Here is a 26,203-nt window from a genome sequence, read left to right as displayed (position 1 = left end):
AAAATGAGCTGCGATTCTACGCCAGGGGGCGGCGGGCTGCCAGCGCGGGGCCGGGCGCGGTAGACTGGCGCCGAGACAGGGAGCGTCGGGGCAGGGGCGTTTGGCAGGCAGCACATTGACACAGCAGGCGCTGGACAGGGCACGGGCCGACAATCTGGGGCACCGCCTGGTGGCCCTGGCCGGGGATTTTTCTGAACGGATTCTGGCCCGCTACCGGGCGCAGGGCTACGACACTATTCGCCCGGTGCATGGCGCCTTGCTGCGCAACCTGGAACTGGAGGGCACCCGCCTCACCACCCTGGCGGCGCGGGCGGGCATTACTCACCGGGCCATGGCCAAAATTGTTGATGACGTGGCTGGCCTCGGTTTTGTGGCACGCCGGCCCGACCCGGATGACCGCCGCGCCAGCCGCGTGCACTTTACCGCCCGGGGCATTCGCCTGCTGCGCGATTCCAGCGACATCATCGAGCACATTTACGCCGGCTACTCGGCGCTGGTGGGGGCCGCGCCACTGGAGCAACTGGAAAACCGCCTCTACCACTTTCTGCAGGGCCTGGATATCGAGGTGATCCACAGCGGCCAGCAGGCCCTGCACCCGGTGCGCCCGGAAAACCTGCGTGATGCCAGCGGTGCCTACCTGTCCCACAACCTGGGCCGCTACCTGCAACTGGCGGGGCAGGACTACCACCGGCGCTGCGCCCGGGCCATGGAGGCGCGCGGCCACCCTGGCATTCGCTTTGACCACCTAGCCCTGCTCACCCACCTGCGCCTCGATGGCATGAACCTGTCGGAGCTGGCGGAGGGTGCGGGCATCTCCCTGCAGGCCATGGGCAAGCAGGTGCGGGCGGTGCACCGGATGGGCTATATCAGCCTGCGCGAGGGCGCGGCGGACCGGCGCGTGCGCGAAGTGCGCTTCAGCCCCCGGGGCCATGCCTTTCTGGATGACCTGCTGGCCACCTTCGACGAGCTGGATGCCTTCTACGCTGCCCAGGCAGGCCCGCGCCGCCTGCAATGGCTGCAGGCCAGCCTGGCGCGCCTGATTGGCGCATTGGGCCTTGCGGTGCCGGCGCGCTCGTTCTGAGCGCCGCAGGCGCCTGTGTTTGCTGCGTTCATCCCTACCCCCACTTTAAGCCCTACCTTCGTCTTCATCCGCCGCCGCGCGTCAGCTGATCGCGCGGCCTGCCCCTGCGAGCGCAATCTCTGCTTGCAAACTTGGATACCTAGTTTACTATCTGCTTTGCGGTACCCAGTTTACTAATGCTCGCCCGCCGTGGCAGAGCGCTGTGAGGAGGGTGGTGATATGAACAATAACTACAGCACTATCGTTGCACTGCTGCCGGCCCTGGTGGCGGTGCCCGGCCTGGCCCAGGGCGTTGATGACGGGCGCGCCAGCGTGCTGGAAGAAGTGATCGTAACGGCGCAAAAGCGCGAATCGAGCCTGCAGGAAACCCCCATTTCCATCTCCACCTTTGACCCGGCCAACCTCGACCGGCTGCGGGTGGCCGAAGCGGGAGATGTGGCCAAATACACGCCCAACCTGGACATGCGCAAGCCCCCCGGCAGCTACGACAACTACGGTTACAGCCTGCGCGGCATGTCCTCCACCGACCCATCCCTGCTCACCGAGCCAACTGTTGGGTTGTATGCGGACGGGGTGTACATCGCGCGCATATCCGGCGCCGCCTTCGACACGGTGGAACTGGAGCGCATCGAAGTCCTGCGCGGGCCCCAGGGCACGCTGTATGGCCGCAACGCCATCGGCGGCGCCATTAACCTGGTTACCCGCAAGCCGCTGGATGACTTCGGCTTCAAGCAGAAGCTGTCGGCGGGCAACTACGACTATTTTCGCAGCGAGACCACCGTGGACACCGGCGAGTACGCCGGCTTTTCCGCCACCCTCAGCTACACCCACTGGAATCGCGAGGGCTGGCTGGACAACCTACTGGCCGACAACATGCTGGGCGAGGTGGACAAGTCCAACTCCGCCCGGGTGGCCATTCGCTGGGAACCCACTGATACCTTCACCGCGGATTTTGTGTATGACTACACCGACCGCCTGAGCAACGGCTCGCTGCCCCAGCTGGTGTGGGTGCGGCCCTACCAGGCGGGCCTTGGCGGCCCGATCTACGCCCAGGCCATGGAATTTGCCTCGCCAGACCGGCTCGATGGCCTGCCCATGGCGGTGTCCACCAAGCCGGATACCTGGTCGGAGATTGACGGCTACGCCCTGACCCTGGCCTGGAATGTGGGCGGCGTGACCCTGAAGTCGATCAGCGCCTACCGCGACTGGTACGCCGGCACCACCGGCAATGAATACGGCGCCTTTCCCTCGGATGGCGTGAACGTGCTGGACGGCACCGGCGGAGTGATTCCCGCTGGCCAGTATGTCTCACTATTCAGCGCCACTCGGGAGGATGAGCAGGATCAGTTCACCCAGGAATTTCAGCTGCTGGGCGAGGCCTTTGAAGAGCGCCTGACCTACACCCTGGGCCTTTACTACTTCGAGGAAGAAACCTACGAGGACAACCCACAGACCTTTGTATTCCCGGCCATCATGGCCTACGGGGGGCTGGATCAGGCCACCCAGTCCTTCCTCTGCCGCGACCCCACCTTTGCCGATCCGGCCGCCTGCCTCGGCAAGGATACGGTGCTGTCGACACCGATCTTCCAGTACGGGTCCGACAACGATTCCTGGGCCGTCTATGGCCAGTTCGGCTACGACCTCAGCGACAAACTGGCGATGACGCTGGGCTTGCGTTACACCCGGGATAATAAAAGCGCCTTTTTGAGAAACTCGGGCATCCAGCGCAACGAGGGCATCGAGCAGGTCGAGGCGGATGACAGCTGGAGCAACTTCACCCCGGCGTTGACCCTGGACTATGCCTTTAGCGAAGACCTCAACGGCTATGCCACGGTTTCGCAGGGCTTTCGCTCTGGCGGGTTTAATGCAAGGGCGTCCACGTCCAGCGGGTTTTCCACGCCCTTCGATGAGGAGAACGTCACCAGCTTCGAGCTGGGCCTGAAGGCCGACCTGCTGGACCAGCGCCTGCGGGTCAACAGCGCGCTGTTCTACTACGAATACAAGGACAAGCAGGTCACCCAGTTTGAAGCGGGCTCCAACGGGGCATCGTCCATTATCGCCAACTCCGGCAAGCAGGACGCGGTGGGGGTGGAGCTGGAGCTTGCCTTTATTCCCGCCGAGGGTTGGCTGCTGCAGGCGAGCTACGGCTTCATCGATATCGACATCAAGGAATTTGAAACCACGCCGTCAGACCCGGTCACCGGCCTGCCGGCGGGCAGCCAGAATGTCGATATCGCCGACTTCGCCAAGGTCATCCACACGCCGGAACACAACGGCAGCGTGATCCTTGAATACGCGGCGCCGCCTTTTTCCTTTGGCCAACTGGTGTTCCAGGTGGATGCCTCCTACAACAGCACCCGTTACTTCCACCCGGTGAATAACCTGTACGACACCGCCGGCCACCAGACCCTGGTGAACGGCAAGATCAGCCTGAACGATATTGAACTTGGCCCGGGCGCCCTGGAAGCGGTGGCCTGGGTACGCAACCTGACCGACGAGGAGTACCGCGAGTGGGGCATCGACTTTGGCGCCCTGGGTTTTGCGGTGGATTCCTTCATCGCGCCGCGCATGTACGGCGTCGATCTGGTCTACCAGTTCTGATTGCGCAGCAAGGAGGAAAGCATGCGCTGTAATAATCCTGTCGATACCGCTGAACAGCGGCAGCATGAAGCCGAGGCCCTGGCGTACTTTGCCCACCCGGACGTGGTCGCCGAAAAGGCGCTGGTGCGCGAGCGCTGGCTGGAGCTGGCCCAGCCCAGCGAGGTGATGCGTGGCTGCTTTGACTGGGCCTTTGAAGAGGTGATGTTTGGCGCCGTGGTGTGGGCCCTCAACCAGGACCCACTCTACCCCCGCGTGGTCACCATCACCCGCCTGCCCCACCGCCTGAATGGCCAGCCGGTGCCGGGCAGCCGCTGGGGCATAGACAACCCGGACAGCATTTACCGGGTGATTCCCATCAGTGGCGACGAGCGCTATGTCATTACTGGCCGCGTGGCCGAACAGCGGCTGGTGGAGAACTACTTCACCCTGTGGAGCCCCACCATGCAGACCGTGGGCCTGCTGGATGGCAAAGATCTGGTGCTGGATGAGGCGGGCAACTTCACCATCCATGTGGACAGCGACCCAAAGGGCGAGCGGGCCAATCACATCCAGACCGGGCCCGATGCCCACGAATTCTACATTCGCGATGTGATTTTTGACTGGGCCGGCGATCGCGCCAATGAACTGCGCATTGAGCGCCTCGGTGGCGAGCCGCCGCGCCCGCCGCGCAGCGAGGCGCAGAACATTGCCCTTATCAAGGAATACATGAACAAGTGGGCCACCAACACCACGCGCTGGAACGCCCAGGCCATGGACCGCCCGGCCAATGAATTCAGCTTCACCATTGACCGGGACAGCGACGGCGCCCTGCGCAACCAGATCTACATCATGGGCAACTTTGTGCTGCCCGATGCTGACACTGCACTGGTGCTGGACGTGCAACTGGGCGGCGCCGACTACTTCATCGCCCCCATCACCAACGTGTGGGGCACCACCAACGAGATTGTGACCCGCAGCGGGTGCCTCAACCGTCACCAGGCGCGGCCCAACAGCGACGGCAGCTATACCTTTGTGCTGTCGCTGCGCGACCCGGGCCTGCACAACTGGCTGGACCCCAGCGACATGGCCGAGGGCATACTCACCCTGCGCTGGGCGGAATTTGCCGGCGGCCGGGCGGGGGACGACGTGGGCGTACGCTCGCGCCTGGTGCCCCTGGCGGAGCTTGAGCAGACCCTGCCGGCCGATGCGCCGCGGGTCACCGCTGCAGAGCGCCAGGCGCAGCTGGCCGAGCGCGCCGCCAGCTATGCCTGGCGCCTGGCCGGGGAGGGCGCGTGATGGAGGCCAAAGACAGCGTATGGCTGATCACCGGCTGCTCCACCGGCTTTGGCCGTGAAATCGCGCAGGCCGCGCTACAGGCGGGGGCGCGCGTGGCGGTGACCGCGCGCCGGCTTGAGGCTATCGCCGATATCGGCCAGTGCTGGCCGGAAACGGCCCTGTGCCTGGCCCTGGATGTCACCGATGCCGGCCAGCGCGAGGCCGCCGTGGCCCAGGCTATCGCCCACTTCGGGCAGCTCGATGTGTTGGTCAACAACGCGGGTTACGGCTACGTGGCGGCGGTGGAGGAGGGCGAGGACGCGGCGGTGCGCGCCATGTTCGAAGCCAACTTCTTCGGCGCCCTGCACATGGCGCTGGCGGTGCTGCCGCATTTTCGTGCGCAGGGCAGTGGGCGCATTCTCAACAACTCATCCCAGGCGGGGCTGATGGCCAACCCCGGCACCGGCTACTACAGCGCCTCCAAGTACGCGCTGGAAGGCCTGATGGAGGCCCTCGGCAAGGAGGTCGAGCCCTTCAACATTCAGGTGGTGAGTGTGCAGCCCGGCGCGTTTCGCACCGACTGGTCGGGCCGTTCTATGCAGCGCAGCGCCCGGCGCATGCCTGAATACGCCGAGCACGTTGGCAGCCGCCTGGACATGATTGCCGCCATCGACGGCAAGCAGCCCGGCGACCCGGTGCGGGCGGCCCAACTATTTGTACAGTTGGGGACAATGGACGACCCGCCCCCCACCCTGGTGTTGGGGGCCGGCCTGCTGGCGAGCTACCGTGACAAGCTGACGCAGGCCGCTGCGCGCCTCGACGCCTGGGAGCAGGCCTCGGTGTCGGTGGATTATCCGCCGCAGGAGGGCGCCGGCTGAGCCTGCGATAACCGCAATAAAAGGAGGCCATCGTGGACGCCTATCGCGCAATAGAAAACCTCATCTACACCTATGCCGAGCGCATCGATGCCGGCGACCTTCAGGGGGTGGCGGCGCTGTTTCGCAACGCCGCCATCGTGGCCCCGGCCCACGACAGCTGCCAGCGCGGTTACGACGAAGTGCTGGCCATGTACCGCGCGTCCTGCCGCATTTACCCGGAAACCGGCACCCCCCGCACCCGCCACGTCACCACCAATGTGCTGATAGAGGTGAACGGCGACAGCGCCATAGCCCGCAGCACCTTCACCGTGTTCCAGGCCACCGAGGCACTGCCCCTGCAGCCGATTATCTGCGGCCGCTACGCCGATCAGTTCCGCTGCCGCGACGATGGCCGCTGGGAGTTCAGCGAGCGTTCCATGCAGGTGGATTTTGTCGGCGACTGCTCGGCCCACCTGCTGTATGACTACCGCAGCCCCGGCGACAAGGCCGGCTGAAAACGCTGCGCCGCCCGCGCTCAGCGGCGGATGATGTTATCCACCGGGAAGCCCCACAGGCCGAGCCCGCGCGAGCGGGCGATCTTCTCCAGCGCCTGGTAGGCGATGGACGCATCCGGCAGGGCCACCGCCCAGCCCTGTTGCAGCAGGTAGGCGGCCAGGTCGTCGCCGTCCTCGAAGGAGTTGGCCCCCACGCGGCACCAGCCATTGAAACTGCGATCCCGGTTGCGCGACAGCAATTCGCAGCGCACAAAACCGTCAATCTTGAAACGCAGCGCAACCACCGCCCGGCTGCCGCACACCGGCGGGTTGCGCCAGGTCTGGCAGGTGGTGCCGGTGTCTGGCACGTGTATGCCGGCCAGGTGAATGGTGTGGCCACTGATCCGCAGGCTCGCGTCATCGTTGACCCGGGCATAGCTGGAAATCTCCCGGGCCTGGGCCGGGAGCGAGAAGAACAGCGCCACGCCCAGCAGGCAGGCGAGGCCAACAAAAGCAACTGTGCGGATCACCCGATAAAACCTCCCGCGGTTGCCACAAGCCTAGACCATAGCGGCCGCCGCGGGCTAATTTCACACGCGCAGCTTTTGTTTGCATGGCGGCTGTGCTAGAAAGGCAACCTGCGTTGCGCCGGCCAGCCCTGTGCATAGGGTCAGGGCCAGCAGCAGGCACAGGCGGGTATCGTATAGTGGTATTACCCAAGCTTCCCAAGCTTGAGAGAGGGGTTCGATTCCCCTTACCCGCTCCACTCAATAGCATGGCGCATCCTGCGGGCTTTACCCCACTAGTCTTATACCCCGGCTCTACCCCATAAACGGGCTCTACCCCATAAACGGGAGACGGGCACCCATTCGTAGCCCATTGGACGGCGATGAGTTCATGAGTGGCGACATTTTTACGCTTGAATATACACTGCTCGGTGTAGTATATTTTTGCTGTGTCTCACAATGAGGAGTTCATAAGCATGTCGAGCCCAGCCAGCCCCAAGCGCCATTATCACGGGAAGCGTGAAGTGGTTATCTGCGCAGCCCTGGATGAGTTTCAGCAACAGGGTTTTCAGGAAACCAGTATGGATCGCATTGCCGAGGCCGCACAGGTGTCGAAGCGTACGGTGTACAACCACTTTCCTTCCAAGGAGTCGCTGTTCGAAGCGATTCGGGAAGAACTGGTGAATCGCTGCGGACACCTGCAACTGGATGCCCCCAACGACGAGCCACTTGAAGAACAGCTCTTGGTGGTGGGGCGCAAATACGCTGAGCTGATGACGAGTGATGACTTCATAAAACTGTCGCGTGTTGTTTTGTCACGCTTCATTCAGTCACCGCTTCAGGTGGGCCAGGCCATCACCGGAAGAGAGCCGCAGCTGCCCATAGAGGAGTGGATGCGAGCTGCCCAGCGGGAAGGGCTTCTTCCCCAATTTGATGTCGAGCAGGCAACCACGGAATTTGCCGGCATGATCACCTCAACCGAGTTTTGGCCGAAGCTGATTCAGGGTGAGTGTGTGCCCAATGACAAGGCGCGAGATGCCTATCTCCGATCGATCGTAGCCATGTTCCTCGGCCATTACGGCCACCCGAAGGCCCGGGGCCGACGCAGGTAAATACCGCGCCTTAACCGTTTCCCGCCAGGGAATCTCCGTCTCCATAGTACGGAACCTACCTCAATTGAGTATTTCTCAAGGAGAACGTTATGTTCAAAAAAATTGCAATCATCTCCAGTCTTAGCCTGCTCGTAGCGGGCGGTGCCAATGCTGACTACCAATGGGAGTTAGGTGGTAACTACGCCACCGGTGAAATAGATTCGGATGCGCAGGATGCCGACCAGGACATCTTTGGTTTTCAGGGGCGTTACTACATCGCTCCGGTTGACACCAGCAAGGGGCCACTCGCCGAGGCGGCATTCCTGGATCGCGCCTCCCACATTGAACTGAACTACGAAAATGGCGAGATCGATCTTGACGGTCTCGGTGATGTTGATTCGGAAGCCTATAGCCTTGGTGGCCGTTGGGTTCACAAAGAGAGTGGCTGGTTGGCAGACTTTGAGTATCGCGTCGATGAAATCGACGACCAGGATATCGACACCTACTCCGTTGGCATTGGTCGCTACCTGGGTCAGAACACCACCCTGACGGCCAGCTACGGGCATGTTGAACAGGATGACGTGGACTTTCTGGAAGCGGATATCTGGGGTCTTGATGTGGAACACCTGATGTCCTTCGACAATGGCACGTCGCTGAAAATGGCGGCTGGCTACGGTTACGTGGACACCGATGAGGGCGACAGCGGCGATCAGTACCGGTTGGAAGGTACCTATTACCCCACCGAAAAGCTGGGGATAGGCGCGGCCTACGAGCGACTGGATGTTGAGCAGGAAGTTGACAACTGGAAAGTCTATGCTGATTGGTTCGTGAATGATCAGGTGGCTCTCACCGTGTCCTACGGCGAAAGCGACTTTGACACATGGGGCCTAGACGCACAGGAGTTCCTGTTAGGCGTGCGTGTGCGCTTCTAGCCTGCGACCACCAAGGTACCCCGGGCTATGGTGTGCAGAGCGGGGTACCTTCACTTTGACCGCCTCCTGAATGGCGTGTTTACCGGTTCACGATATAGTCGTTGATGGCAAACCCGATACCAACGCGATTACTTTTTTTGTCGTAGTCCAGCAAGGTCTCGCCGTAGCCGTGGAAATAGTAGAGCATCAGCCTGACATGATTGGCGATGGGGTAGCTCCAGGTAGTTTCGACGGATACCTTTTCGGTTCCCGGTCGCGCCATCAGGGTGAAGGTGTGTTTGTTGAAGGTATAGACCGCCCTGCCATCGCCATAGCCCAGGTAACGGTACTCGCCGGCCAACTCATCCTCATCATCGTTCTCTGGTAGCCGATACCAGGTGCGCAGTGACAGCGCCAGGTTGGGCGTTAGCTGGAAAAAACCTGTCGCGAATATACGGTCCCAACTGCGGGACAGTGGCTCTTCCCGCCCGTTCGACTGGTGGTTGTAGCCCACATCGAACATTTCAGGGACGTACCACCTGTCGTCCTCATCCAGTTGATAGTGACGAAAGAACACTTCGGGCTCGTAGTTGGTTTCCCGGAAGGGTTTGGAAAACTCATCGTTAAATACCTGCCACCAGGCCCTGTTCGTATACGCGATCATCAGGTCGGTATTGCTATCCCAAAGGTCAATCGCCACAGGGAATTTGACGCTGACCTGAATCATTGCCTCGTCTTCATCCACTGTCGCGTCTGGGTCAAGCTCCCTGAATGGGCCCGGTTCGGCCTCTGAGTTATAGGTGTAGGGCAGCAGGTAATTGGGATGGTGTGGGGTCATGGTGTAGCCGCGATCCCGATTAGCCATTTCCGTGCGTATTCTTCGGCTTATGGAGTTACTTTCGTCGCTTTGCGCCTGTGCGGGAATGTTGGACGTAAACAGGGCGGTGTCGGCAGTGCACTGGTTCCTGATATCACTGAGTGTTGAGTCGGGGTCTCCGTTGGCGATCCTGTCGAGCAGGCAATCTTCGTATTCGCTGTTGGCCAGACTGTTGCCACAGCCCAGTAGCACCGCCAGGGGGAAAATACCGCGTCCACAGAAAGAAGAAGCAAAACGCATACGAACCTCCTCATTTTTCGCGGGCAATAGTACCTGCCTATTGAGTGTAGTAAGCCGTGGTTGAGTCGACAAACCTGTATTGGGGTGATGTTCGCCACCGGTGGCCTGGGGATTGAGGTGCATTGGCCATGGCTAGTGGCTGCAGATTTACAATTGAGTTTCCAGGCTTGGCTATACTGAATTGCAGCGCAGCATTTCTGCGCGCAAGTGACTCACTGAATATTCTGGATGACGAATGCGCTGAACCCGTTGATGTACACTAATCGGTGTAGTATAGTTTGGCCCTGATTGAGGCGGGGTCTGCTGTGGCGTGCCGTCAGCGACCAGATCGATGCCTTCCGCGCCCGGCAGTGCTCCGGGTCCCGTATTGACTATCAGCGATTTCCAGGACAGAACATGAGCAAACAAAAAGTGGTAAAGGGTTGGGAAAAACGGTCCATTTGGGTATCTCCCGGTTGGTGGCGGGCGCCATTGTTGCTGCTATCGGCAGTAACGCTCAGTGCATGCGAGGGAGAGTCCCCGGCGGTGGACTATCGTGCGCCGGTGCAGGTGATGAGCGTTCAACCCCAGAACATCGACCTTCTGCAGCAATTTACTGGCGAAGTGAGCAGTCAACAGGAAGTTGAACTGCGCTCGCGGGTTTCGGGTATTTTGCTGGAGAAGCACTTTGAGGATGGCTCCTACGTTCAGCAGGGCGATCTTCTGTTCACCATCGATGACAGGGACCTGCGTGCCAAACTGCTGGAGGCCGAGGCCTCCCTCGCGACGGCGCAAAGTGACTACCGTCGCGCCAAACTGGATGTAGAGCGCTATGAGCCGCTGCTGAAGACACAGGCTATTTCGCGCCAGGTGTACGACAACGCTGAAACCGGGATGCAAAGCGCCAAGTCCCGTATCGATACGGCAAAGGCGACAGTGGAGCAGGCAAGGCTGGCTGTGGAGTATGCCTCTATAGAGTCACCGGTAGCTGGTCGTATAGGCGCCGCGGAAGTGGACACGGGCGACCTGATCTCTGCCGCCAGCACGTTGCTGGCGAAAGTCTCCACCGTGGAGATGTCACGGGTGGATTTCAGTGTCAGTGAGTCCACATTGATCGATTATGAAAAGCGACATGGCAATATAGACCAGCAAGGGCACGACAAAATCGTCCCAGCGAGGCTCTACCTGAGTGACGGCAGCGCCTACCCCGAAACCGGGCACATTAATTTCTCCGATCGCGCGCTGAATTCCAATACGGGCACCATACGCATGCGCGCGGACTTTCCGAATCCCAATGGTGCCTTGCGCCCGGGAATGTTTGCCCGGGTCGAGGTGGTCATCGATCAACTGTCGGATGTGATCGCGGTGCCCGATCGCGCGGTTTCCCAGTTGCTAAATACCTATACGGTCACCCTTGTGGATGAGGACGATATTGCCCGCAAGGTGGAGGTTGAGGTAGGGCGCAGGCAGAGCGGCCTTTGGGTTATTCGTGAGGGGCTGGAAGCGGGCGACCGGGTTGTGGTCGAAGGCATTCAGAAGGCGAGAGACGGGGCCCCAGTGACCGTCACTAGCGTTGTTGCAGCGTCAGAATAAGCGCTGATTCAGCGTCAGGAGACAAAGTCATGGCAAAGTTCTTTTTGCAGCGGCCGGTTTTTGCGGTTGTGATTTCCATCTTTCTCGTGCTGTCCGGCATTCTGGTGCTGGTCGGCCTTCCTGTATCCCAGTTTCCCGAGGTTGCCCCGCCCACGGTTGAGGTAAGTACGGTGTATCCCGGGGCCGATGCCGAAGCGGTGATCGATTCTGTGATTTCGCCCATTGATTCACAAATCAATGGGGTGACAGACATGCGCTACATCCGTGCGGTGGCGGGTAACGATGGCTCTGCCAGCATACAGGTTACCTTCGCCCTGGAAAGGGATGTCGACATCGCATCGGTCGAGACCCAAAACCGGGTGAGTCAAGTGATGTCGAGATTGCCGGGTGAGGTGAATGATATCGGCGTGGCGGTGGCGAAATCTTCACCCGATGTGCTGATGTTTGCCGCAGTGTACTCGCCGGACAACAGTAAAGATCGCGCCTTTCTGGACAACTACCTCAACAATTACTGGGTAGACGAACTGAAGAGAACGCCCGGCGTGGGTGACCTGCAGGTGTTCGGCTCCGAGTTCGGTATGCGAATCTGGCTGCAGCCGGACCGGATGGCGGCACTGGGGCTGACACCAGGCGATATTGTTGCCGCCGTGCAGGAACAGAACAAGCAGGCGGCGGCCGGCCAGGTTGGCCAGCCACCAGCGGATACCGAAAGTGGTTTCCAGTATTCCCTGACTCTCAAGGGCCGCTTGGTGGATGTCGAAGATTTTGAGGATGTGATTCTGCGTGCCAATAGTGACGGATCGTTGCTGCGCCTGCGGGATGTTGCCCGGGTGGAGCTGGGAGCCAAGGATTACAATATCTATGGTCGCTACAACGAAAGTGTCAGCTCCGCATTTGCGGTGTATTTATCCCCGGGTGCCAACGCCCTGCAGACATCAGAAATGTTGCGGGAGAAAATGCAGGCGTTGAGCGCCGATCTTCCCTCGGGCGTTGCCTATTCTGTTGTCTACGACACCTCAAACTTTGTTAAAGCTTCCATCACCGAGGTTATCCACACCTTCGTCGAAGCACTGGTACTGGTTACCTTCGTTGTCTTTCTTTTCTTGCAGAATTGGCGCGCCACCATTATTCCGATGTTGGCGGTACCGATTTCTCTCATTGCGACATTTATCAGCTATCAGGTGCTCGGTTTTTCCATCAATACGCTGTCGCTCTTTGGCATGGTGCTCGCTATCGGTATTGTCGTGGACGATGCCATTGTAGTGGTCGAAGCGGTTGAGGAAAAAATGGAAAACGAGGGCCTCTCCGCGTTTGAAGCCACCAGCAAAGCCATGGAGGAAGTGTCAGGCGCTCTGGTGGCCATGGCGCTGGTATTGGCAGTTGTTTTTATTCCCATGGCTTTTGTGCCGGGCGTAACGGGGCAACTTTACAAACAATTTGCACTGACTATCGCTGTATCCACACTGTTTTCCGCGCTGGTGGCCCTGACGCTTTCGCCGGTCATGTGTGCTTCCATCCTCAAAGGCAAGCATGAGGCGGCGGAAAACCCGGGCCTGATCGACCGCTTCTTCCGCGCCTTTAACCACCGTTTCGACCAGTTTACCCAGCGTTACCTTGGCGTCACCGGCTCCTTGGTCCGTGGTCTGAAGCGTGTGGCACTGTTTTTTGCCATCGTGCTTATCGGGATCTATGCCCTGGGCAGTATCACGCCAACCGGCTTTGTTCCCGAAGAGGACCAGGGTGCATTTTTTGTTCAGGCCTTGCTTCCCGAAGCTTCCACGACAACGCGCACCGAGGCAGTGGTGGCGGATCTGTCCGCCCAGCTGCAGGACATGCCCGGTGTTGAGGCGGTGCTGGGTATTACCGGCTTTGACCTGATTACGGGTGTCGCCGCCTCCAACGGGGGGCTGCTGGTAGTGCAGCTGGAAGACTGGGGCGAGCGTCAGGAGGAGCAAGAGCGCCTTACCGCCTTGCTGGGGCAGGCACAACATATCGGCAATCAGACTGAGGAAGCACTGGTATTCGCATTCAATCCACCTGCTCTGCCCGGTTACGGCGCGGTGTCAGGCGTATCCATGATGTTACAGGCGGAGCGGGGGCAGTCGCCGGAGGAGTTGTCGCAGGTGACACAGCAGTTCATTGCCGCCGCTGCATCGCGTCCGGAAATCGCCCAGCTCAGTACCACCTATGCAGCGGCAACCCCAAACTATCGCCTTGAGGTGGACCGCGAAAAAATAAAGAAGCTTGGTATTCCCATCAGCGAAGTGTTTGGCACATTGCAGGTTTTTCTGGGTAGCTATCAGGTCAATGACTTTACATTGTTCGGTGAAAACTACCGTGTCAGCCTGCAGGCTGAGCCGGAGTTTCGCCGTGACATTTCCACGCTGTCACAGTTGCATGTGCGCAATGCGATGGGCGATATGGTTCCGCTGGATACTCTGGTTACCTACGAACAGAGTACCGCGCCGCGCTTTATCATGCGCTACAACCTCTTTCCCACTGCTGAGCTGACCGGCACCCCCGCCGCGGGCTACAGCACCGGGCAGGCGCTGCAGGCGCTGCGGGAGGTGGCTGCGGCGGAGCTTCCGGACGGGTTTGGTTATGCCTGGTCTGGGCAAACGCTGGAAGAAGTCGAGACCGGGAATACCGGTACCTACGTTCTCGCGTTATCCATTGTTGCGGTATTTCTGTTTCTGGCGGCGCTCTATGAAAGCTGGAGTGTGCCCTTTGCGGTGTTGTTGGCCGTCCCCTTTGGGCTGCTCGGCGTCTACGGAGGATTGCTCGCGGCGGGTATGGAATTCAATGTCTATGGCCAGATTGGTCTGGTTACGCTGGTTGGCTTGTCTGCTAAGAACGCCATTCTGATCGTTGAGTACGCAAAGCTGCATTACGAGCAGAAGGGGTACTCGCTGGTCGACGCCGCCCTGGAGGCTGCCAGGTTGCGCCTGCGCCCAATCCTGATGACATCCTTCGCCTTTATCCTTGGCGTGATACCACTGATGATTGCGACGGGCGCCGGGAGTGCTTCGAAGAACTCCGTCGGGTTGGTGGTTTTTAGTGGTATGTTGGCTGCCACCCTGATGGGCGTGTTCTTTGTTCCGGCATTCTATGTGCTGATTCAGTCCCTGTCTGAGCGGCTTGGCGGTGGTAAGAAGGCGCAACAGAGTGAGGTAACGGAGCAATGATTCGGTTCACTATGACAGCAGTTCTGCTGGCTCTGCTCGGCGGTTGTACCCTGGGGCCAGATTACAGCCGGCCAGAGAATGAGGCACAGCGAACCGACTTTCGTGTCTCCCTGCCAGCACAGCAAGCCGAGTCTTTCGCCAACAGCGCCTGGTTTGAACTTTTCAATGACCCGTACCTGGAAACGCTGGTACACACGGCGCTGAATGGGAATCCGGACCTGGGCATTGCGCTGGCGCGCATCGAGGAGGCCAGGGCCCGTACCACCGTCACCCGATCGGCCTTTGGGCCCAACATCCGCGCCGGGATGGATACCAACCCCATGCCCGGCGGCGAAAGCAACGACGCTACCTTTAATGCAGGTCTTGGCTTTGCCTGGGAGTTGGACATCTTCGGCAAGATTCGGCGCGCCGATGAGGCGGCCCAGGCCAGGCTGCTGGCTACTGAAGACGGTGCGCGGGCGGTCATGTCCACATTGGTTGTCAGTGTGGCCAGTACCTGGTATTCGCTGCTGGAGCTGGATGAGGAGGTGCGTATTCTGGAACGGACAGCGGCCAGCCAGGAGCAGTCGCTGCAACTGGTGCGATCGCAGTTGCATAGTGGGGTCAGTTCGCGGGCTGAGGAGCAGCAGGCAATTGCCCAGCTTGCCTCGACCCGCGCCCGCTTGCCCGTCGCGCGGCAGGCGGTTGTCGACGCGGAAAATACGCTGTCTATTCTGTTGGGCCAAGGGCCTCGTGACTTTCTCGATCGCCCGCGTGGACTACCGGTGGAGCGCGTCGACGCCAGTGGACTCGCGTTGGGCCTACCGGTCGAGTTGCTCGAACAGCGCCCCGATGTGCGCCAGGCAGAGCACCAGTTGCACGCGGCAACAGCCACGGTGGGTGTGGCGGTGGCCAATCGCTTCCCTTTTCCGACGATTGGGCTTTCCGGCTTCTTCGGACGTTATGCCGTAGATTTTGGCGATATTGATAGTCGCTCAGCCTCAACTAACTTTTCCGGCTGGGGCCCCTACGTGGACATGCCCATCATTGACTGGGGCGCCGCCAGGGGTAACGAGGAGGTTGCCCGGGCGGGTATGCAGCAGGCCCTGATGGTCTATCGCAGTACTATCCTGCGGGCTTTAAAGGAAGTGTCAGATAGTGTGCATGCCTTTGAATACGCCGCCGAGGTCATCGATGCCAATACCGTGTTCAAGACCGCAGCCGGCAGCAGTCTGCAACTGCAGCGGGAGCGCTTCAGCAACGGGCTTGTGGGCTATCTGGATGTGCTGGATGCCGAGCGGCAGCTGCTGCTGGCCGAGCAGAATCTGGTCCGTTCACAGCTGCAGCGTTTGCAGGCCTACCTGGACATATACCGTGCGTTGGGTGGTGGCTGGTCGGACAGCGAACTGGCGGCCATTGCGGATGCTCGGTCGGCCAATGCTAGCTAGGGCGGGGGTATTTGCGTGTCTGTGACGCGATCTTCAGGCGCCAACGCCGGTTCCGATGGTGAGCTTGTGGCCTGCCCCGAATGCGATGCGCTGGTGCATTTATTCTCGACGGCAGCGCAATGCAAGCAGTGTTGCCCACGCTGCCATCATACGCTGAGCATCAGTGGCAAAGATCGGCTAAAGCTGGCCTTGCCGCTGGGCATTTGTGCTGCACTGTTGATGCTGCTTTCGTTGTACTTCCCTTTCATGTCGTTCGAGCGAGCCGGTGTCGCGAATCAGATGACGCTGCTGCAAACGGCGTGGGCACTGTTTACCGATGGCAGTGTATTGCTGGCCGGGCTGGTGTTGGTTTTCATTGTGATCTCGCCAATGGTGCTGGTCGCTTGCGTGTTGTTGATTTCGCTGACGCTCTATACGGGTCGCTTTGCCCAATTGTCCATGCTTGCCGCCAATCTGCTGTATTCGCTCACCAGTTGGAGCATGGTAGAAGTCTTTATCATCGGGGTTTTCGTCAGCCTGGTGAAGATCGCCGGTATGGCGACGGTGGAACTGGGTGTGTCGCTGTGGTCCTATCTCGCACTGTCATTTGCGCTGGTTGGGGCTATTTCCTCACTCGATAAGGTCAGCGTGTGGCAGCAGCTGGCCCGGCATGGACGCTTGCCCTGATGGCCATCCGAACTGCCAGAGAGGCGGGTTTGGTTGGCTGTATGACCTGTCACAAGCTCAATGACGCCGCATGCACAAACTGCAGCCGTTGTGGCCGCACTTTGATCTCGCGCACTCACAATGCGTTGCAGCGCACCTATGCCTTGACCCTTGTTGCGAGCATTCTTTATATACCGGCCAATGTGTTGCCGATCACCTATACCGTTTACCTCGGTAGCAGCGGGCCAAGTACGATTTTTGGCGGGGTTGTCACGTTGTGGCAAATGGGGTCGATTGGTATTGCACTGGTGATTGTTATTGCCAGTGTCTTTGTTCCGGTGGCCAAGCTGGGCATTATGTTTTACCTCTGTGAAATGGTGCGGCAGGGCAATGTACGTAATCCCCATCAGGCGGCTCGTCTCTATCGCCTTACGGAATTCATCGGGCGCTGGTCGATGATAGACGTCTTTGTGGTCGCCATACTGGTAGCGCTGGTTAAGCTCGGCAATATCATTTCTTTCTATCCGGGGCCCGCGGCGTTGAGCTTCGCCGGTGTGGTGATCGTTACCATGATCGCCGCAGAGCAGTTCGACCCTCGATTACTGTGGGATATCAGCAAGGAATAAGGTTGTGGATGAACTTACCGCCGAAATAAAGCCCATCCGTAAAATCAGTATGATCTGGCTGCTGCCAGTGCTGGTAGCCATCATCGGTAGCTGGGTGATGTTCCAGTACTACAGCTCCCAGGGGCCGTTGGTTGAAATTTCGCTGACGACCGCCGAAGGTCTGGAGGCTGGTCGCACGCGTGTCAGGGCGCTGAGCGTGGATATTGGGGTTGTCGAGGATATTCAGCTGGAAGAGAACCTTGAGGGGGTCCGTGTCACCGCTCGCCTTTCCCCGGATACGCAGCATTTGCTGGATGCGCAGACGCAATTCTGGGTGGTTAGACCTCGCATCAGCGCCGATGGCGTGAGCGGTTTGGGTACATTGCTATCGGGGGCCTATATCGAGTTGTATCCCGGAAAATCAGGTACGTTCAAGCGGCGTTTTCGGGGTCTGGATCAGGCACCCAATGCGCGCCCGGGTGTGGCCGGTGTTCGTGTTCAACTGCAAGGAGGCTCCGCTGCATCACTTACCGCAGGTGCGCCGGTACTGTACAAGGGCCTCAAGGTGGGCCAGGTTGAGTCCGTCGGTTTGTCTGATGACTTTGAAGAATCATTGGTCTGGGCCTTTGTCGAGCGTCCATTTGATCAGCTGCTCAACCGTAGTACGCGGTTCTGGAATGCCAGTGGTATCGATATATCGGCCACCGCGAACGGTGTGCAGATAAATACCCAGTCGCTGGCGTCGCTGGTGGCGGGTGGCATTTCATTTTCGACGCCGGAGAACCAGGCCGGCCTAGAGCCGGTTGAGCCCGGGCAGCGCTTTCGTTTGTACGGTACACAGCGCGAAGCAGAGGAACAACCCTATGAACTGGCCGCCAGCTATGTGCTGCAGTTTCATCGCTCAATCCGTGGCCTGAGTGTTGGCGCGCCGGTGGAGTACCGGGGGATTCGTATCGGCACCGTGGAAGCCATTCTTGTGGGTGAACTTGCTGAGTTGACGCCGACGCAGCATGCGGTGCCCGTGGTGATACGCATCGAGCCGGGACGTGTCGGCCTGCCGGATTCGCAGGAATCCGTGGCTCGGGTCCGTGACATGATTGAGGCAGCTGTGCGAGAGCACGGGATGCGCGCCAGCCTGCAGTCAGGTAGCTTGCTTACTGGCGAGCAATTGGTAGCGGTAGATTACTACGATACCGGCGAGGTCGCAGTGGTGGGCAGATACCAACAGTACGACACGCTGCCCACGGTGGATAGCGGATTGGAGCGTATTGAGAAGCAGGTGTCGGAGCTGCTGTCCAAGTTCAACAGCCTGCCATTGCAGGAAACCGTTGCTGAGGGTCGCCAGTCTCTGGCCTCGCTCACCGCCACCCTGGACTCCCTCAATGCACTGCTCGGCAGTGAGGCGACGGGGCGTGTGCCGCAGCAACTGGTGCAGACGCTGCAATCGATCGAAGCAGCGGCTGACACCTACGGCGCAGGCTCCGACATTGAGCGTGAAGTGGGTCGGGTATTGCAGCAGTTGGATGCGACCTTGCGCGAATATCAAGCCCTGGCGAATACCCTGGAGGAGCAGCCCAGCGCCCTGATCCTGCCGGTTAATCGTGCCAATGATCCTCAACCCAAGGCGAACCCCTGATCATGAAAACTGTCCTGGTATCCGGAATCCGCGTAATGATGCTGGCCCTTGCCTGCGTCGTAATGATTGGCTGCTCATCGGCGCCTGCACCAGAAAAGCATTACTATCTGCTGCGTACGCCTGATAGCTTGCGCACCGGCGATGGACAGGCTGGTGCGCAAGTCGGGAAGGTGGTTGTTCCCGCTTATTTGCGTTCGGCACAGCTGGCGGTAAAAGTATCCGAGACCGAGATTCGTCCTGCCAACTTTCACCTGTGGGCTGAGCCTGCCCCGGAGGCTATTGAACGCTTTTTCCGTTTGCGGCTGGCTGCGGCGCATGCCGATGTTGAGCCAACAGCGTGGCCTCGGGTCGATATTGATATTGTTGAGCTACTGGGAAACCTGCAAGGAGAGGTTCACCTGACGGCGATGTACACCTTCTATGAGGGCGCAAAGTCACTGGGCCCGCCACGGCTTTATACTGACACTGTTCGCCAGAGCCGAGACGGCTATGCAGGCCTGGTAGAGGCGCACAATCAACTTCTCGAACGGCTGGCAGTGGAAATATCAGCCAGTATTCCCGGCTCATAGCCGCCGGACGCCTCGTTGGCATTAAAAAATCGACCAGATAGTCAGGTGTGCGACATAATGTAAACTGCACAGTATAGTATATTTCTGTCTGATGAATCGCCAACACAGTATCAGGAGATATCTATGACTACTTTTCAGCAGACAGCCAGTGAAAACCGCCAATTGACCTTGGCATCTCGTCCCCAGGGTGCCCCGTCCGCCGCCAACTTCGAACTGGTGCGCGGCGATATCCCGGATATTCAGGCAGGTGAAGTACTGTTGCGAACCGTGTACCTGAGCCTTGACCCTTACATGCGCGGCCGCATGGATGCCCGGGACTCCTATGCCGAACCGGTGGCGCTGGGAGACACAATGATAGGCGGCACTGTCAATCGTGTGGTGCGCTCCAACAACCCGGGCTTTTCCGAGGGTGATTGGGTGTTGAGTTATGTCGTCGGGTGGCAGGACTACGGTGTTTCTGATGGCAGTGACCTGGTGAAGCTGGACCCCTCCGTCGCGGCTGTGTCCCATGCCCTGGGAGTGCTGGGAATGCCGGGCTTCACTGCCTATATGGGCCTGCTTGATATTGGCCAGCCCAAGGCAGGAGAAACCCTTGTGGTCGCGGCGGCAAGCGGTGCTGTCGGCGGTGTTGTTGCACAAATCGGGCGAATTCTGGGGCTGAATGTGGTGGCGATTGCAGGCGGCAGCGAGAAATGTGCGCATGTGCGCGACACGCTGAATATTCCAGTCTGCCTTGATCACACCGCGGCAGATTTTCCGCAGCAATTGGCGGCCGCCTGTCCGGCGGGGATCGACATCTATTTTGAGAACGTGGGTGGTCGGGTCTTCGATGCAGTGCTGCCGCTACTCAATACCTGTGCCCGGATTCCGCTGTGCGGCCTGATCTCACAGTACAACGACGACTCTCTTCCGCCGGGCCCCGACCGCCTGGGAGCCTTGATGATGGCCTTTCAGATCAAGCGGATCACAGTGAAGGGGTTTATCATTTTTGATGACTACGGTGATCGTTATCCTGAGTTTGCGGCCCAGATGGCCGAATGGGTGGCCGAGGGAAAGATCCAGTATCGTGAGCAAATTATCGACGGTCTGGAATCTGCTCCGAATGGACTGGCGGATCTTCTGGAGGGCAGGAATTTCGGCAAGTTGGTGGTGCAAGTGGGTAAGGAAGTGCTTCCCGGTTAACGTACCGGTGCTGGCGGCGGGGCGTGTGTCGATGCGTTTGGCGCAGCTAGGCTTGTCCTAGCCTGACCGTCGCCGAACCGATGGGGAACGAGTCAAGTTGGAAAGAGCCGAGTGGGCGGGTTATCGCCCACTTGAGCTCGTTGATGCGGGTTATTTTGCCCGTTTGTCAGCTACCCCTCAGGTAGTGCTTGCGCAGCAGCGCGATTTTCGCCTCGTCCAGACCCAACACCTCATCGTAGTAGCGCTCTAGCGTGCCGTACTGGGCGCGAATGCTGTCCAGGGTGGCCTGGATGTAGCTGGCGTTGGTGGCGCGCAGGGCCGGCTGTTCCAGCAGCTCGCGGGGATAGGCTTTGGACTTGATCGAGTCGCCCTGAAACTGCAGCGCTATCTCGCTCATGGTGTAGTCGTCGATAACGGTCTGCTCGTCGACTCCCAGCATCAGCAGCAGCAGTGCGGCGGCAACGCCGGTTCTGTCCTTGCCGGCGGTGCAGTGGAACAACGCAGGCTCGCCGGGGTTTTCCAGCAGGCTGGCGTACAGGGCCTTCAGCGGTTCGGCGTACTGAGTGGGCATGGCGCTGTAGCCCTGGGTAATCAGCTGTTCCCAATCCACATCGCCGCCCTGTTGCAGGGTCTGTATCGCCGCGGCGAAGGAGGCCATGGAGGCTTCCGAGGCGTTGGATGCGCAGCCTTCTATCGACTGCCAGTTCAAATCCGGGTCGGGCTTTTCCTGGCGCTCTGCAGTGCTGCGCAAGTCGCAGATGTGCTGAATGCCAAGGCTCTCAAGTTGCGCCTGCTTCTGCTGTGGCAGGTGGCTGAGAAAGCCGGAGCGGTACAGCAGGCCGGCTTTCACCCACTGCCCGGTGGTGGTCTGGTAGCCCCCCAGGTCGCGCACATTGCGTGCCTCCAGGCCTGGAACGTAGCGCGGCCCTGCGGTCAGTTCGCTGCCGTCTTCGTAGCGCACCCGGAACCAGGCCTGCGGGCTGGGTTCGCCATGCACCAGCAGTCCGGCGGGTGAGCTGTGCCAGTTGTCGACGGCCTGGAGGGTATCGGTCGGCCCATTGCCCCGGTACAGGGCGCGGGCGTCTTCCGGGTGCGGCACTGCCACAATGGCGCTGACAGCCTGGGTTGGCAGCACAGAGAAGGCGCTGCCGTTGGCGCCCTCTGTTGCGGCTCCGGCTGGCACGGCCGCCGCCAATGCCAGCGGCAGGGCCAGGGCGGCCCGGGTGAACAATGTGTTGAGCATGGCTTGGTTCCTTAATCAGAAGGTGTGGCTCAGGGTGACGCCGTAGGTACGCGGTTCGCCAAAGAAGCGGGCACCGGTGCCGAAGCTGTCGCCCAGGGAGTAGCCGAAGCGGTAGTAGATCTCGTCGGTAAGGTTCTTGCCCCAGAAGTGCAGTGAGGTGAGGCCGCCGTTGAAGTCGAGCACCAGGCTGGCGTTGAGCATGTCGAGGGCGTCGCGCTTGAAAGCCTCGGTGTTGTCCGCGTCGGTGAAGTAACTGCTGGTATAGGCATAGTCCAGGCGCAATCGGCTTTCGCTCAGCCAATCGTTCTGTAGTGGCAGCACCCATTCGCTGGAGATACTGGCGCTGTGCTCAGGGGTGTTGGCGAACTCCAGATAGGTGAGGTCCTGGTACTGTCCGGTCGTCGGGTCGAGGGTGTCGAAGGTATCGTATTCGGCGTCGGTGAGGCCGTAGCCGATACCCACACGCCAGTTGCTGGTCAGCAGGATGTCCAGTTCCAGTTCCAGGCCCTGGATGTGGGATTCACCGGCATTGCGGATCAGCGATACCGGGGAGCCGTTGGCCGCCACATCGGTGGTTTGCAGCTGCATGTCATCGTAGCTGGAATAGTAGGCAGCGACGTTGGCGGTGACGCGTTTGTCCAGCCAGGTGCTTTTCAGGCCCAGCTCGTAGCTGTCCACAGTCTCTTCCTGGTAGGGCTCAAGGGATTCCGGCTCCTCCAGCGACACCCGCGAATTAAAACCGCCGGATTTATAGCCCTGGGACCAGCTTGCATAGAGCATCATCGCGTCGCTTGCCTGCCAGGACAGGTTGAGCATGGGGGTGACGGCGTCGAAGGTGTCGTCCACCTCGACCACATCCCGCAATTCGCCAGTGGCGGTAACCTGCTCCCTATTGCTGAAGGACCGGTCTTCTTCGGTGTAGCGGATGCCGGCGGTCAAACTCCAGCTGTCCGTCAGGTCGAAGGTGGCCTGGCCGTAGCCGGCATAGCTGGTGGTGGCCGCTTCGCGCACGCGCTGGTAAAAGTCGCCCAGCAGGTAGAAGTCGGAGTAGGCCGGCCGGCTGACGTCCTCGTCGAAGTAGTAAAGCCCGGTGGTCCAGTTCAGGCGGCCGCCCAGGCTGTTGCCGGTCAGCTGGAATTCCTGGCTGAGCTGCTCCTGCTCGGCGTTGTCACCGCGGCTGGAGAAAATCGGCACGGGGCTGGCGTCGAAATCCTCGAACAGTTCCCACTCCAGCTTGCGATAGGCGGTGATGGATTTGAAGGCCAACTCGGGCGACAGGTCCCAGCTGACGGTGGCGGCACCGCCGATATCGTCCATGTCGTCGCGGCTCGGGCTGTCCAGCGAGAACTTGAGGTCGCCAAGCTGTTCTGCCGTGCCGCAGGCGTCGGCGTAGCCGAGCCCCATGACGTAGTCGGCCAGTAGAATCAGGGGGGCGTCTGGCTTTTGCAGCACACACTGGGCGCCGCTGGATTCTTCGCGCCGGCGCGACATATCCATGGACAGGTCGACCGTCACCGTGTCGCTGGCCAGCCAGCGAAAGTCGGCGCGGGCGCCGAAGTAGTTTTTGTCATCCCACTTGTCGCCGTTGAAGACATTGGTGGTAAACCCGTCCCGATCGGCGTAGGACACGGCAAATTTGCTGAGCAGGGTATCTTTCACCAGCGGCAGGTCAGCCGTTGCACTGGCGGCCATGAGGTCGTAGTTGCCGGCGCCGACCTTGACCCGCAGGCTGGGTTCGACATCCGGCTTCTGGGTGATGAAGTTGACCGCGCCGCCAATGGTGTTGCGGCCGTACAGGGTGCCCTGGGGCCCGCGCAGTACTTCGATGCGCTCCACGTCGAGCATTTCCAGCATGCCGCCCTGGGCCCGCGCGAGATACACCCCGTCGATATACAAGCCCACCCCGGGGTCGGTGGTAACAGCGCGGCCGACCCCGCCGATGCCGCGAATGAATACGCCGGCGGTGTTGCGGCTGATGCTGCCCTGCACACTCATGTTGGGCACCGCCGAGGGCAAATCGCCCAGTGACAGGATGTTGCGATCTTCCAGCTCCGCCGCGCCAAGGGCCTTGATGGACAGCGGCGTGTTCTGCAGGGACTCTTCGCGTTTGCGGGCGGTAACCACCACTTCTTCGAGCATTGGCCCGGCCTGGGCCAGGGCCGGTTCAACGGCCAGGCTGGCGCCGAGGGCCACGATGGCTGCGCTGAGCAGTTGGGTGTTGCGAGGGGTGTTCATAGGCGTGCTTCCGGGTGTGATTGTTGTGATCGTCGGAGGGTGACACTACTTATAAGTATTGTTACTACAATGTAGTAGAACTGAGACATTGCCATGGGGTTGTCGGGGTGTCAATATCGCCCGCTGTTGCCAACAAAGATTCCGATAGATGGTTGAACTCACCAAGGCGGAGCTCGCGGTATTGCAGGTGCTCTGGAAGCAGGCGCCGCTCACTGTGCGGGAAGTCCACGACCAGTTGGACAATGGCTGGGCCTACAACACCACCAAGACGGTGATGGATCGCATGGCACGCAAGTCCCTGCTGGAGCGCTCGCGGCTGCACGGGGTGCTGATCTATACGCCCGGGCTCAGCCGGGCGCAGGGAATGGTCAGCTGGGTACGATTTATTGCCCAGCAGGTCCTTGAGATGGACGACCGAAAGGTAGTTAATATGTTTGCCGACAGCGACCTCTATACAGAACAAGAACTTCGCGAACTGCAGCAACTCCTGGACAAGGCCGAGAAACCCGAGCCCCCCGATTGATGCCCCGATGACGTCCTTCATTGCCTATCACCTGGACAACCTGAGCTTTCTGCTGGCCAGCATGGCCAGACACCAGGCAATGACTTCGTTGCTGGGACTGGTGGTGATTGCCGGGCTCAGCGCCTACTGCCGTAAAAAACCCGCGTCGGTACTGTTTGTCATCTGGACGGTGTTTCTGGTCTGGCTGGTGGCCACCGCCCTGTTAAAGCCCGCGATGGTGGTGCCGAACTGGCTGAGTGTCCACCTGCCCTGGGCGGCGCCCCTTGCCGACCACCCCTGCGATACCCCCGCCTACAACCGCTTCAGCAATGCCCTGCACGACCAGAGCATCCTGTCCTGGCAGGGCCTGGCAGTATTGCTTTGGGCCCTGGTGTCTGGCGTTTTGGTGGCGCGACACTGGTTGCGCCGCCGGCGTTACCGGGCCGTGATGGCGCAGGCCGCGCCAGTGGCTGACGCCCGGTTGCAGGATTGCCTGGCCCGCTGGTGCCGCCGCTATGGCATTCGCCGCGGCGTGCGGCTGTGCAGTTCGGACGCCGCCGACACCGCCTTTACGCTGGGTGTGCTGCGCCCGCAGGTGTTTCTGCCGCGGCGCTTTCTGCGAGCGCTTGATGCAGGCGAGCTGGATGCCGTGCTGGCCCACGAACTCGCCCATGTAAAGCGCCTGGACGATCTGTGGATTCGCCTTCAGGCCCTGTTCCAGAGTCTGTTTTTCTTTTGCCCGCCCAGCTGGTTCATGAGCCGCAACACCTACCTCTGGCGCGAGCACAGCTGCGATGCACTGGCGGCGTCCTTCCTTGGCGCCAAACGCTACGGCAGCGCCCTGTTGCAGGTGGCAAGAATCCAGCCCGGCCGCGCGGCCGGTCACCATCACCAGCTGGCCCTGCCGGTGGGCGCGGACTTTCTGCACAGCCGAATTCGCAACCTGGCCACCCCGCGCAGCCGCGCCAGCCACTGGTTTGCCGGGGCCGTGGCACTGTTGCTGCTGCTGGTGGTTTCGCTGCTCACCGCCTTCAGGCCCCTGCAGGACAAGGTGCTGGATTTGGCGGAGAGCGAGCGGCTGCTGGCGGCCCTGCAGCCAATGAGCCCCGTGGCCGGTGCCACGCTATCGGGCGGTTACGTGCACGGCACCGTATCCCGCTGCATGCTGCCGCTAACGCGTGCCAAGGCCCATGCGGGCATGGACTTCAGTCCCGCCGCCGACCGCTCGGTACGGGTGGTGGCTGCGGGCACGGTGGAATCCGTGGTTCACGGTGTGGGCAGTTACATGGGCACCATTCTCAAGGTTCGGCATCATGGCGGGGTAACCTCCAGTTACGCCCACCTCGCCGCGGCTTCGGCGACGGTGGGGCAGAATCTTGCCGCAGGTGCCCCTGTCGGGTCGGTGGCGACGGGGGCCAATCTGCATTTTGAGTTACGCTATGGCGGCCGAGCGCTCGATACATCGGGCTGGGAGCGGCGCCTGTGGTAGC

At 60.4% G+C, this 26,203-nt stretch carries 21 protein-coding genes and 1 tRNA gene; 18 read left to right on the top strand and 4 right to left on the bottom strand.

What is annotated here, in order from left to right; genetic code table 11:
- Nucleotides 1-115 precede the first annotated feature (115 nt).
- The 5 genes from DDZ17_RS10460 (at nucleotide 116) to DDZ17_RS10440 (ending at nucleotide 6,308) form a co-directional block, all read left to right on the top strand.
- Nucleotides 116-1,081, top strand: coding sequence for a MarR family winged helix-turn-helix transcriptional regulator (locus DDZ17_RS10460; protein WP_157976574.1), 966 nt, complete (start codon nucleotides 116-118; stop codon nucleotides 1,079-1,081).
- A 219-nt stretch (nucleotides 1,082-1,300) separates the two neighbouring features.
- Entirely contained in the window at nucleotides 1,301-3,682 is a 2,382-nt protein-coding gene (locus DDZ17_RS10455) for a TonB-dependent receptor (protein WP_116366590.1), read from the top strand.
- Nucleotides 3,683-3,703: 21 nt separating this feature from the next.
- Entirely contained in the window at nucleotides 3,704-4,957 is a 1,254-nt protein-coding gene (locus DDZ17_RS10450; protein WP_116366588.1) for a hypothetical protein, read from the top strand.
- Nucleotides 4,957-5,814, top strand: coding sequence for an oxidoreductase (locus DDZ17_RS10445; RefSeq protein ID WP_116366586.1), 858 nt, complete (start codon nucleotides 4,957-4,959; stop codon nucleotides 5,812-5,814). The genes DDZ17_RS10450 and DDZ17_RS10445 overlap by 1 nt, the downstream gene beginning before the upstream one ends.
- Nucleotides 5,815-5,846: 32 nt before the next feature.
- A complete protein-coding gene (locus DDZ17_RS10440; protein WP_116366584.1) occupies nucleotides 5,847-6,308 on the top strand; it encodes a nuclear transport factor 2 family protein in 462 nt (153 codons plus the stop codon).
- Between the two features lie 20 nt (nucleotides 6,309-6,328).
- Here DDZ17_RS10440 and DDZ17_RS10435 read toward each other — a convergent pair whose 3' ends face one another.
- On the bottom strand, nucleotides 6,329-6,817 hold the full coding sequence (locus DDZ17_RS10435) for a thermonuclease family protein (protein ID WP_116366582.1): 489 nt from the start codon (nucleotides 6,815-6,817) through the stop codon (nucleotides 6,329-6,331).
- A gap of 162 nt (nucleotides 6,818-6,979) precedes the next feature.
- Between DDZ17_RS10435 and DDZ17_RS10430 the strand changes: the two genes are divergently transcribed.
- From DDZ17_RS10430 to DDZ17_RS10420, 3 genes are all read left to right on the top strand, one after another.
- A tRNA-Gly gene (locus DDZ17_RS10430) sits at nucleotides 6,980-7,053 on the top strand.
- A 216-nt stretch (nucleotides 7,054-7,269) separates the two neighbouring features.
- Complete coding sequence (locus DDZ17_RS10425; protein WP_116366580.1) at nucleotides 7,270-7,905, top strand: TetR/AcrR family transcriptional regulator; 636 nt, start codon at nucleotides 7,270-7,272, stop codon at nucleotides 7,903-7,905.
- A gap of 89 nt (nucleotides 7,906-7,994) precedes the next feature.
- Nucleotides 7,995-8,816: a putative porin gene (locus DDZ17_RS10420; protein WP_116366578.1), complete on the top strand. Its 822-nt coding sequence runs from the start codon at nucleotides 7,995-7,997 to the stop codon at nucleotides 8,814-8,816.
- Between the two features lie 79 nt (nucleotides 8,817-8,895).
- Here DDZ17_RS10420 and DDZ17_RS10415 read toward each other — a convergent pair whose 3' ends face one another.
- On the bottom strand, nucleotides 8,896-9,912 hold the full coding sequence (locus tag DDZ17_RS10415; RefSeq protein WP_157976573.1) for a phospholipase A: 1,017 nt from the start codon (nucleotides 9,910-9,912) through the stop codon (nucleotides 8,896-8,898).
- Nucleotides 9,913-10,308: 396 nt separating this feature from the next.
- Here DDZ17_RS10415 and DDZ17_RS10410 point away from each other — a divergent pair, with 396 nt between their 5' ends.
- The 8 genes from DDZ17_RS10410 (at nucleotide 10,309) to DDZ17_RS10375 (ending at nucleotide 20,733) form a co-directional block, all read left to right on the top strand.
- Nucleotides 10,309-11,484, top strand: coding sequence for an efflux RND transporter periplasmic adaptor subunit (locus DDZ17_RS10410; protein WP_116366573.1), 1,176 nt, complete (start codon nucleotides 10,309-10,311; stop codon nucleotides 11,482-11,484).
- 29 nt (nucleotides 11,485-11,513) lie between these two features.
- On the top strand, nucleotides 11,514-14,669 hold the full coding sequence (locus DDZ17_RS10405) for an efflux RND transporter permease subunit (RefSeq protein WP_116366571.1): 3,156 nt from the start codon (nucleotides 11,514-11,516) through the stop codon (nucleotides 14,667-14,669).
- Nucleotides 14,670-14,680: 11 nt separating this feature from the next.
- On the top strand, nucleotides 14,681-16,096 hold the full coding sequence (locus DDZ17_RS10400; protein WP_157976572.1) for an efflux transporter outer membrane subunit: 1,416 nt from the start codon (nucleotides 14,681-14,683) through the stop codon (nucleotides 16,094-16,096).
- Between the two features lie 15 nt (nucleotides 16,097-16,111).
- Nucleotides 16,112-16,762 (top strand): paraquat-inducible protein A, encoded by a 651-nt coding sequence (locus tag DDZ17_RS10395; protein ID WP_157976571.1) that lies wholly within the window; start codon nucleotides 16,112-16,114, stop codon nucleotides 16,760-16,762.
- A complete protein-coding gene (locus DDZ17_RS10390; RefSeq protein ID WP_116366565.1) occupies nucleotides 16,762-17,367 on the top strand; it encodes a paraquat-inducible protein A in 606 nt (201 codons plus the stop codon). The genes DDZ17_RS10395 and DDZ17_RS10390 overlap by 1 nt, the downstream gene beginning before the upstream one ends.
- A gap of 4 nt (nucleotides 17,368-17,371) precedes the next feature.
- On the top strand, nucleotides 17,372-18,982 hold the full coding sequence (gene pqiB, locus DDZ17_RS10385; protein ID WP_116366563.1) for an intermembrane transport protein PqiB: 1,611 nt from the start codon (nucleotides 17,372-17,374) through the stop codon (nucleotides 18,980-18,982).
- Nucleotides 18,983-18,984: 2 nt separating this feature from the next.
- A complete protein-coding gene (locus DDZ17_RS10380; protein WP_116366561.1) occupies nucleotides 18,985-19,551 on the top strand; it encodes a PqiC family protein in 567 nt (188 codons plus the stop codon).
- 123 nt (nucleotides 19,552-19,674) lie between these two features.
- A complete protein-coding gene (locus DDZ17_RS10375) occupies nucleotides 19,675-20,733 on the top strand; it encodes an NADP-dependent oxidoreductase (RefSeq protein WP_116366559.1) in 1,059 nt (352 codons plus the stop codon).
- 166 nt (nucleotides 20,734-20,899) lie between these two features.
- On the opposite strand, the gene DDZ17_RS10370 is transcribed toward DDZ17_RS10375, so the two are convergent.
- Entirely contained in the window at nucleotides 20,900-21,976 is a 1,077-nt protein-coding gene (locus DDZ17_RS10370; protein WP_116366557.1) for a tyrosine-protein phosphatase, read from the bottom strand.
- 15 nt (nucleotides 21,977-21,991) lie between these two features.
- Nucleotides 21,992-24,211, bottom strand: coding sequence for a TonB-dependent receptor (locus DDZ17_RS10365; RefSeq protein WP_116366555.1), 2,220 nt, complete (start codon nucleotides 24,209-24,211; stop codon nucleotides 21,992-21,994).
- 148 nt (nucleotides 24,212-24,359) lie between these two features.
- Here DDZ17_RS10365 and DDZ17_RS10360 point away from each other — a divergent pair, with 148 nt between their 5' ends.
- Both DDZ17_RS10360 and DDZ17_RS10355 read left to right on the top strand, forming a co-directional pair.
- The gene (locus DDZ17_RS10360) at nucleotides 24,360-24,734 is read left to right on the top strand and encodes a BlaI/MecI/CopY family transcriptional regulator (protein WP_116366553.1); all 375 of its coding nucleotides are present in this window, start codon (nucleotides 24,360-24,362) and stop codon (nucleotides 24,732-24,734) included.
- A 7-nt stretch (nucleotides 24,735-24,741) separates the two neighbouring features.
- The gene (locus DDZ17_RS10355) at nucleotides 24,742-26,202 is read left to right on the top strand and encodes a M23/M56 family metallopeptidase (protein WP_116366551.1); all 1,461 of its coding nucleotides are present in this window, start codon (nucleotides 24,742-24,744) and stop codon (nucleotides 26,200-26,202) included.
- Nucleotide 26,203: the final 1 nt, after the last annotated feature.

This window comes from Parahaliea mediterranea (assembly GCF_003402235.1).
Lineage (GTDB): Bacteria > Pseudomonadota > Gammaproteobacteria > Pseudomonadales > Halieaceae > Parahaliea > Parahaliea mediterranea.
The sequence above is the reverse complement of the archived record's forward strand: the minus strand, read 5'-3'. Positions and strand labels throughout refer to the sequence as shown.

Coding starts and splice junctions, on each gene's coding strand:
- DDZ17_RS10455 (WP_116366590.1), top strand. CDS start 1,301: ATGAACAATAACTACAGCACTATCGTTGCACTGCTGCCGGCCCTGGTG.
- DDZ17_RS10450 (WP_116366588.1), top strand. CDS start 3,704: ATGCGCTGTAATAATCCTGTCGATACCGCTGAACAGCGGCAGCATGAA.
- DDZ17_RS10445 (WP_116366586.1), top strand. CDS start 4,957: ATGGAGGCCAAAGACAGCGTATGGCTGATCACCGGCTGCTCCACCGGC.
- DDZ17_RS10425 (WP_116366580.1), top strand. CDS start 7,270: ATGTCGAGCCCAGCCAGCCCCAAGCGCCATTATCACGGGAAGCGTGAA.
- DDZ17_RS10420 (WP_116366578.1), top strand. CDS start 7,995: ATGTTCAAAAAAATTGCAATCATCTCCAGTCTTAGCCTGCTCGTAGCG.
- DDZ17_RS10415 (WP_157976573.1), bottom strand. CDS start 9,912: ATGCGTTTTGCTTCTTCTTTCTGTGGACGCGGTATTTTCCCCCTGGCG.
- DDZ17_RS10410 (WP_116366573.1), top strand. CDS start 10,309: ATGAGCAAACAAAAAGTGGTAAAGGGTTGGGAAAAACGGTCCATTTGG.
- DDZ17_RS10405 (WP_116366571.1), top strand. CDS start 11,514: ATGGCAAAGTTCTTTTTGCAGCGGCCGGTTTTTGCGGTTGTGATTTCC.
- DDZ17_RS10400 (WP_157976572.1), top strand. CDS start 14,681: ATGACAGCAGTTCTGCTGGCTCTGCTCGGCGGTTGTACCCTGGGGCCA.
- DDZ17_RS10390 (WP_116366565.1), top strand. CDS start 16,762: ATGGCCATCCGAACTGCCAGAGAGGCGGGTTTGGTTGGCTGTATGACC.
- DDZ17_RS10380 (WP_116366561.1), top strand. CDS start 18,985: ATGAAAACTGTCCTGGTATCCGGAATCCGCGTAATGATGCTGGCCCTT.
- DDZ17_RS10375 (WP_116366559.1), top strand. CDS start 19,675: ATGACTACTTTTCAGCAGACAGCCAGTGAAAACCGCCAATTGACCTTG.
- DDZ17_RS10370 (WP_116366557.1), bottom strand. CDS start 21,976: ATGCTCAACACATTGTTCACCCGGGCCGCCCTGGCCCTGCCGCTGGCA.
- DDZ17_RS10365 (WP_116366555.1), bottom strand. CDS start 24,211: ATGAACACCCCTCGCAACACCCAACTGCTCAGCGCAGCCATCGTGGCC.
- DDZ17_RS10360 (WP_116366553.1), top strand. CDS start 24,360: ATGGTTGAACTCACCAAGGCGGAGCTCGCGGTATTGCAGGTGCTCTGG.
- DDZ17_RS10355 (WP_116366551.1), top strand. CDS start 24,742: ATGACGTCCTTCATTGCCTATCACCTGGACAACCTGAGCTTTCTGCTG.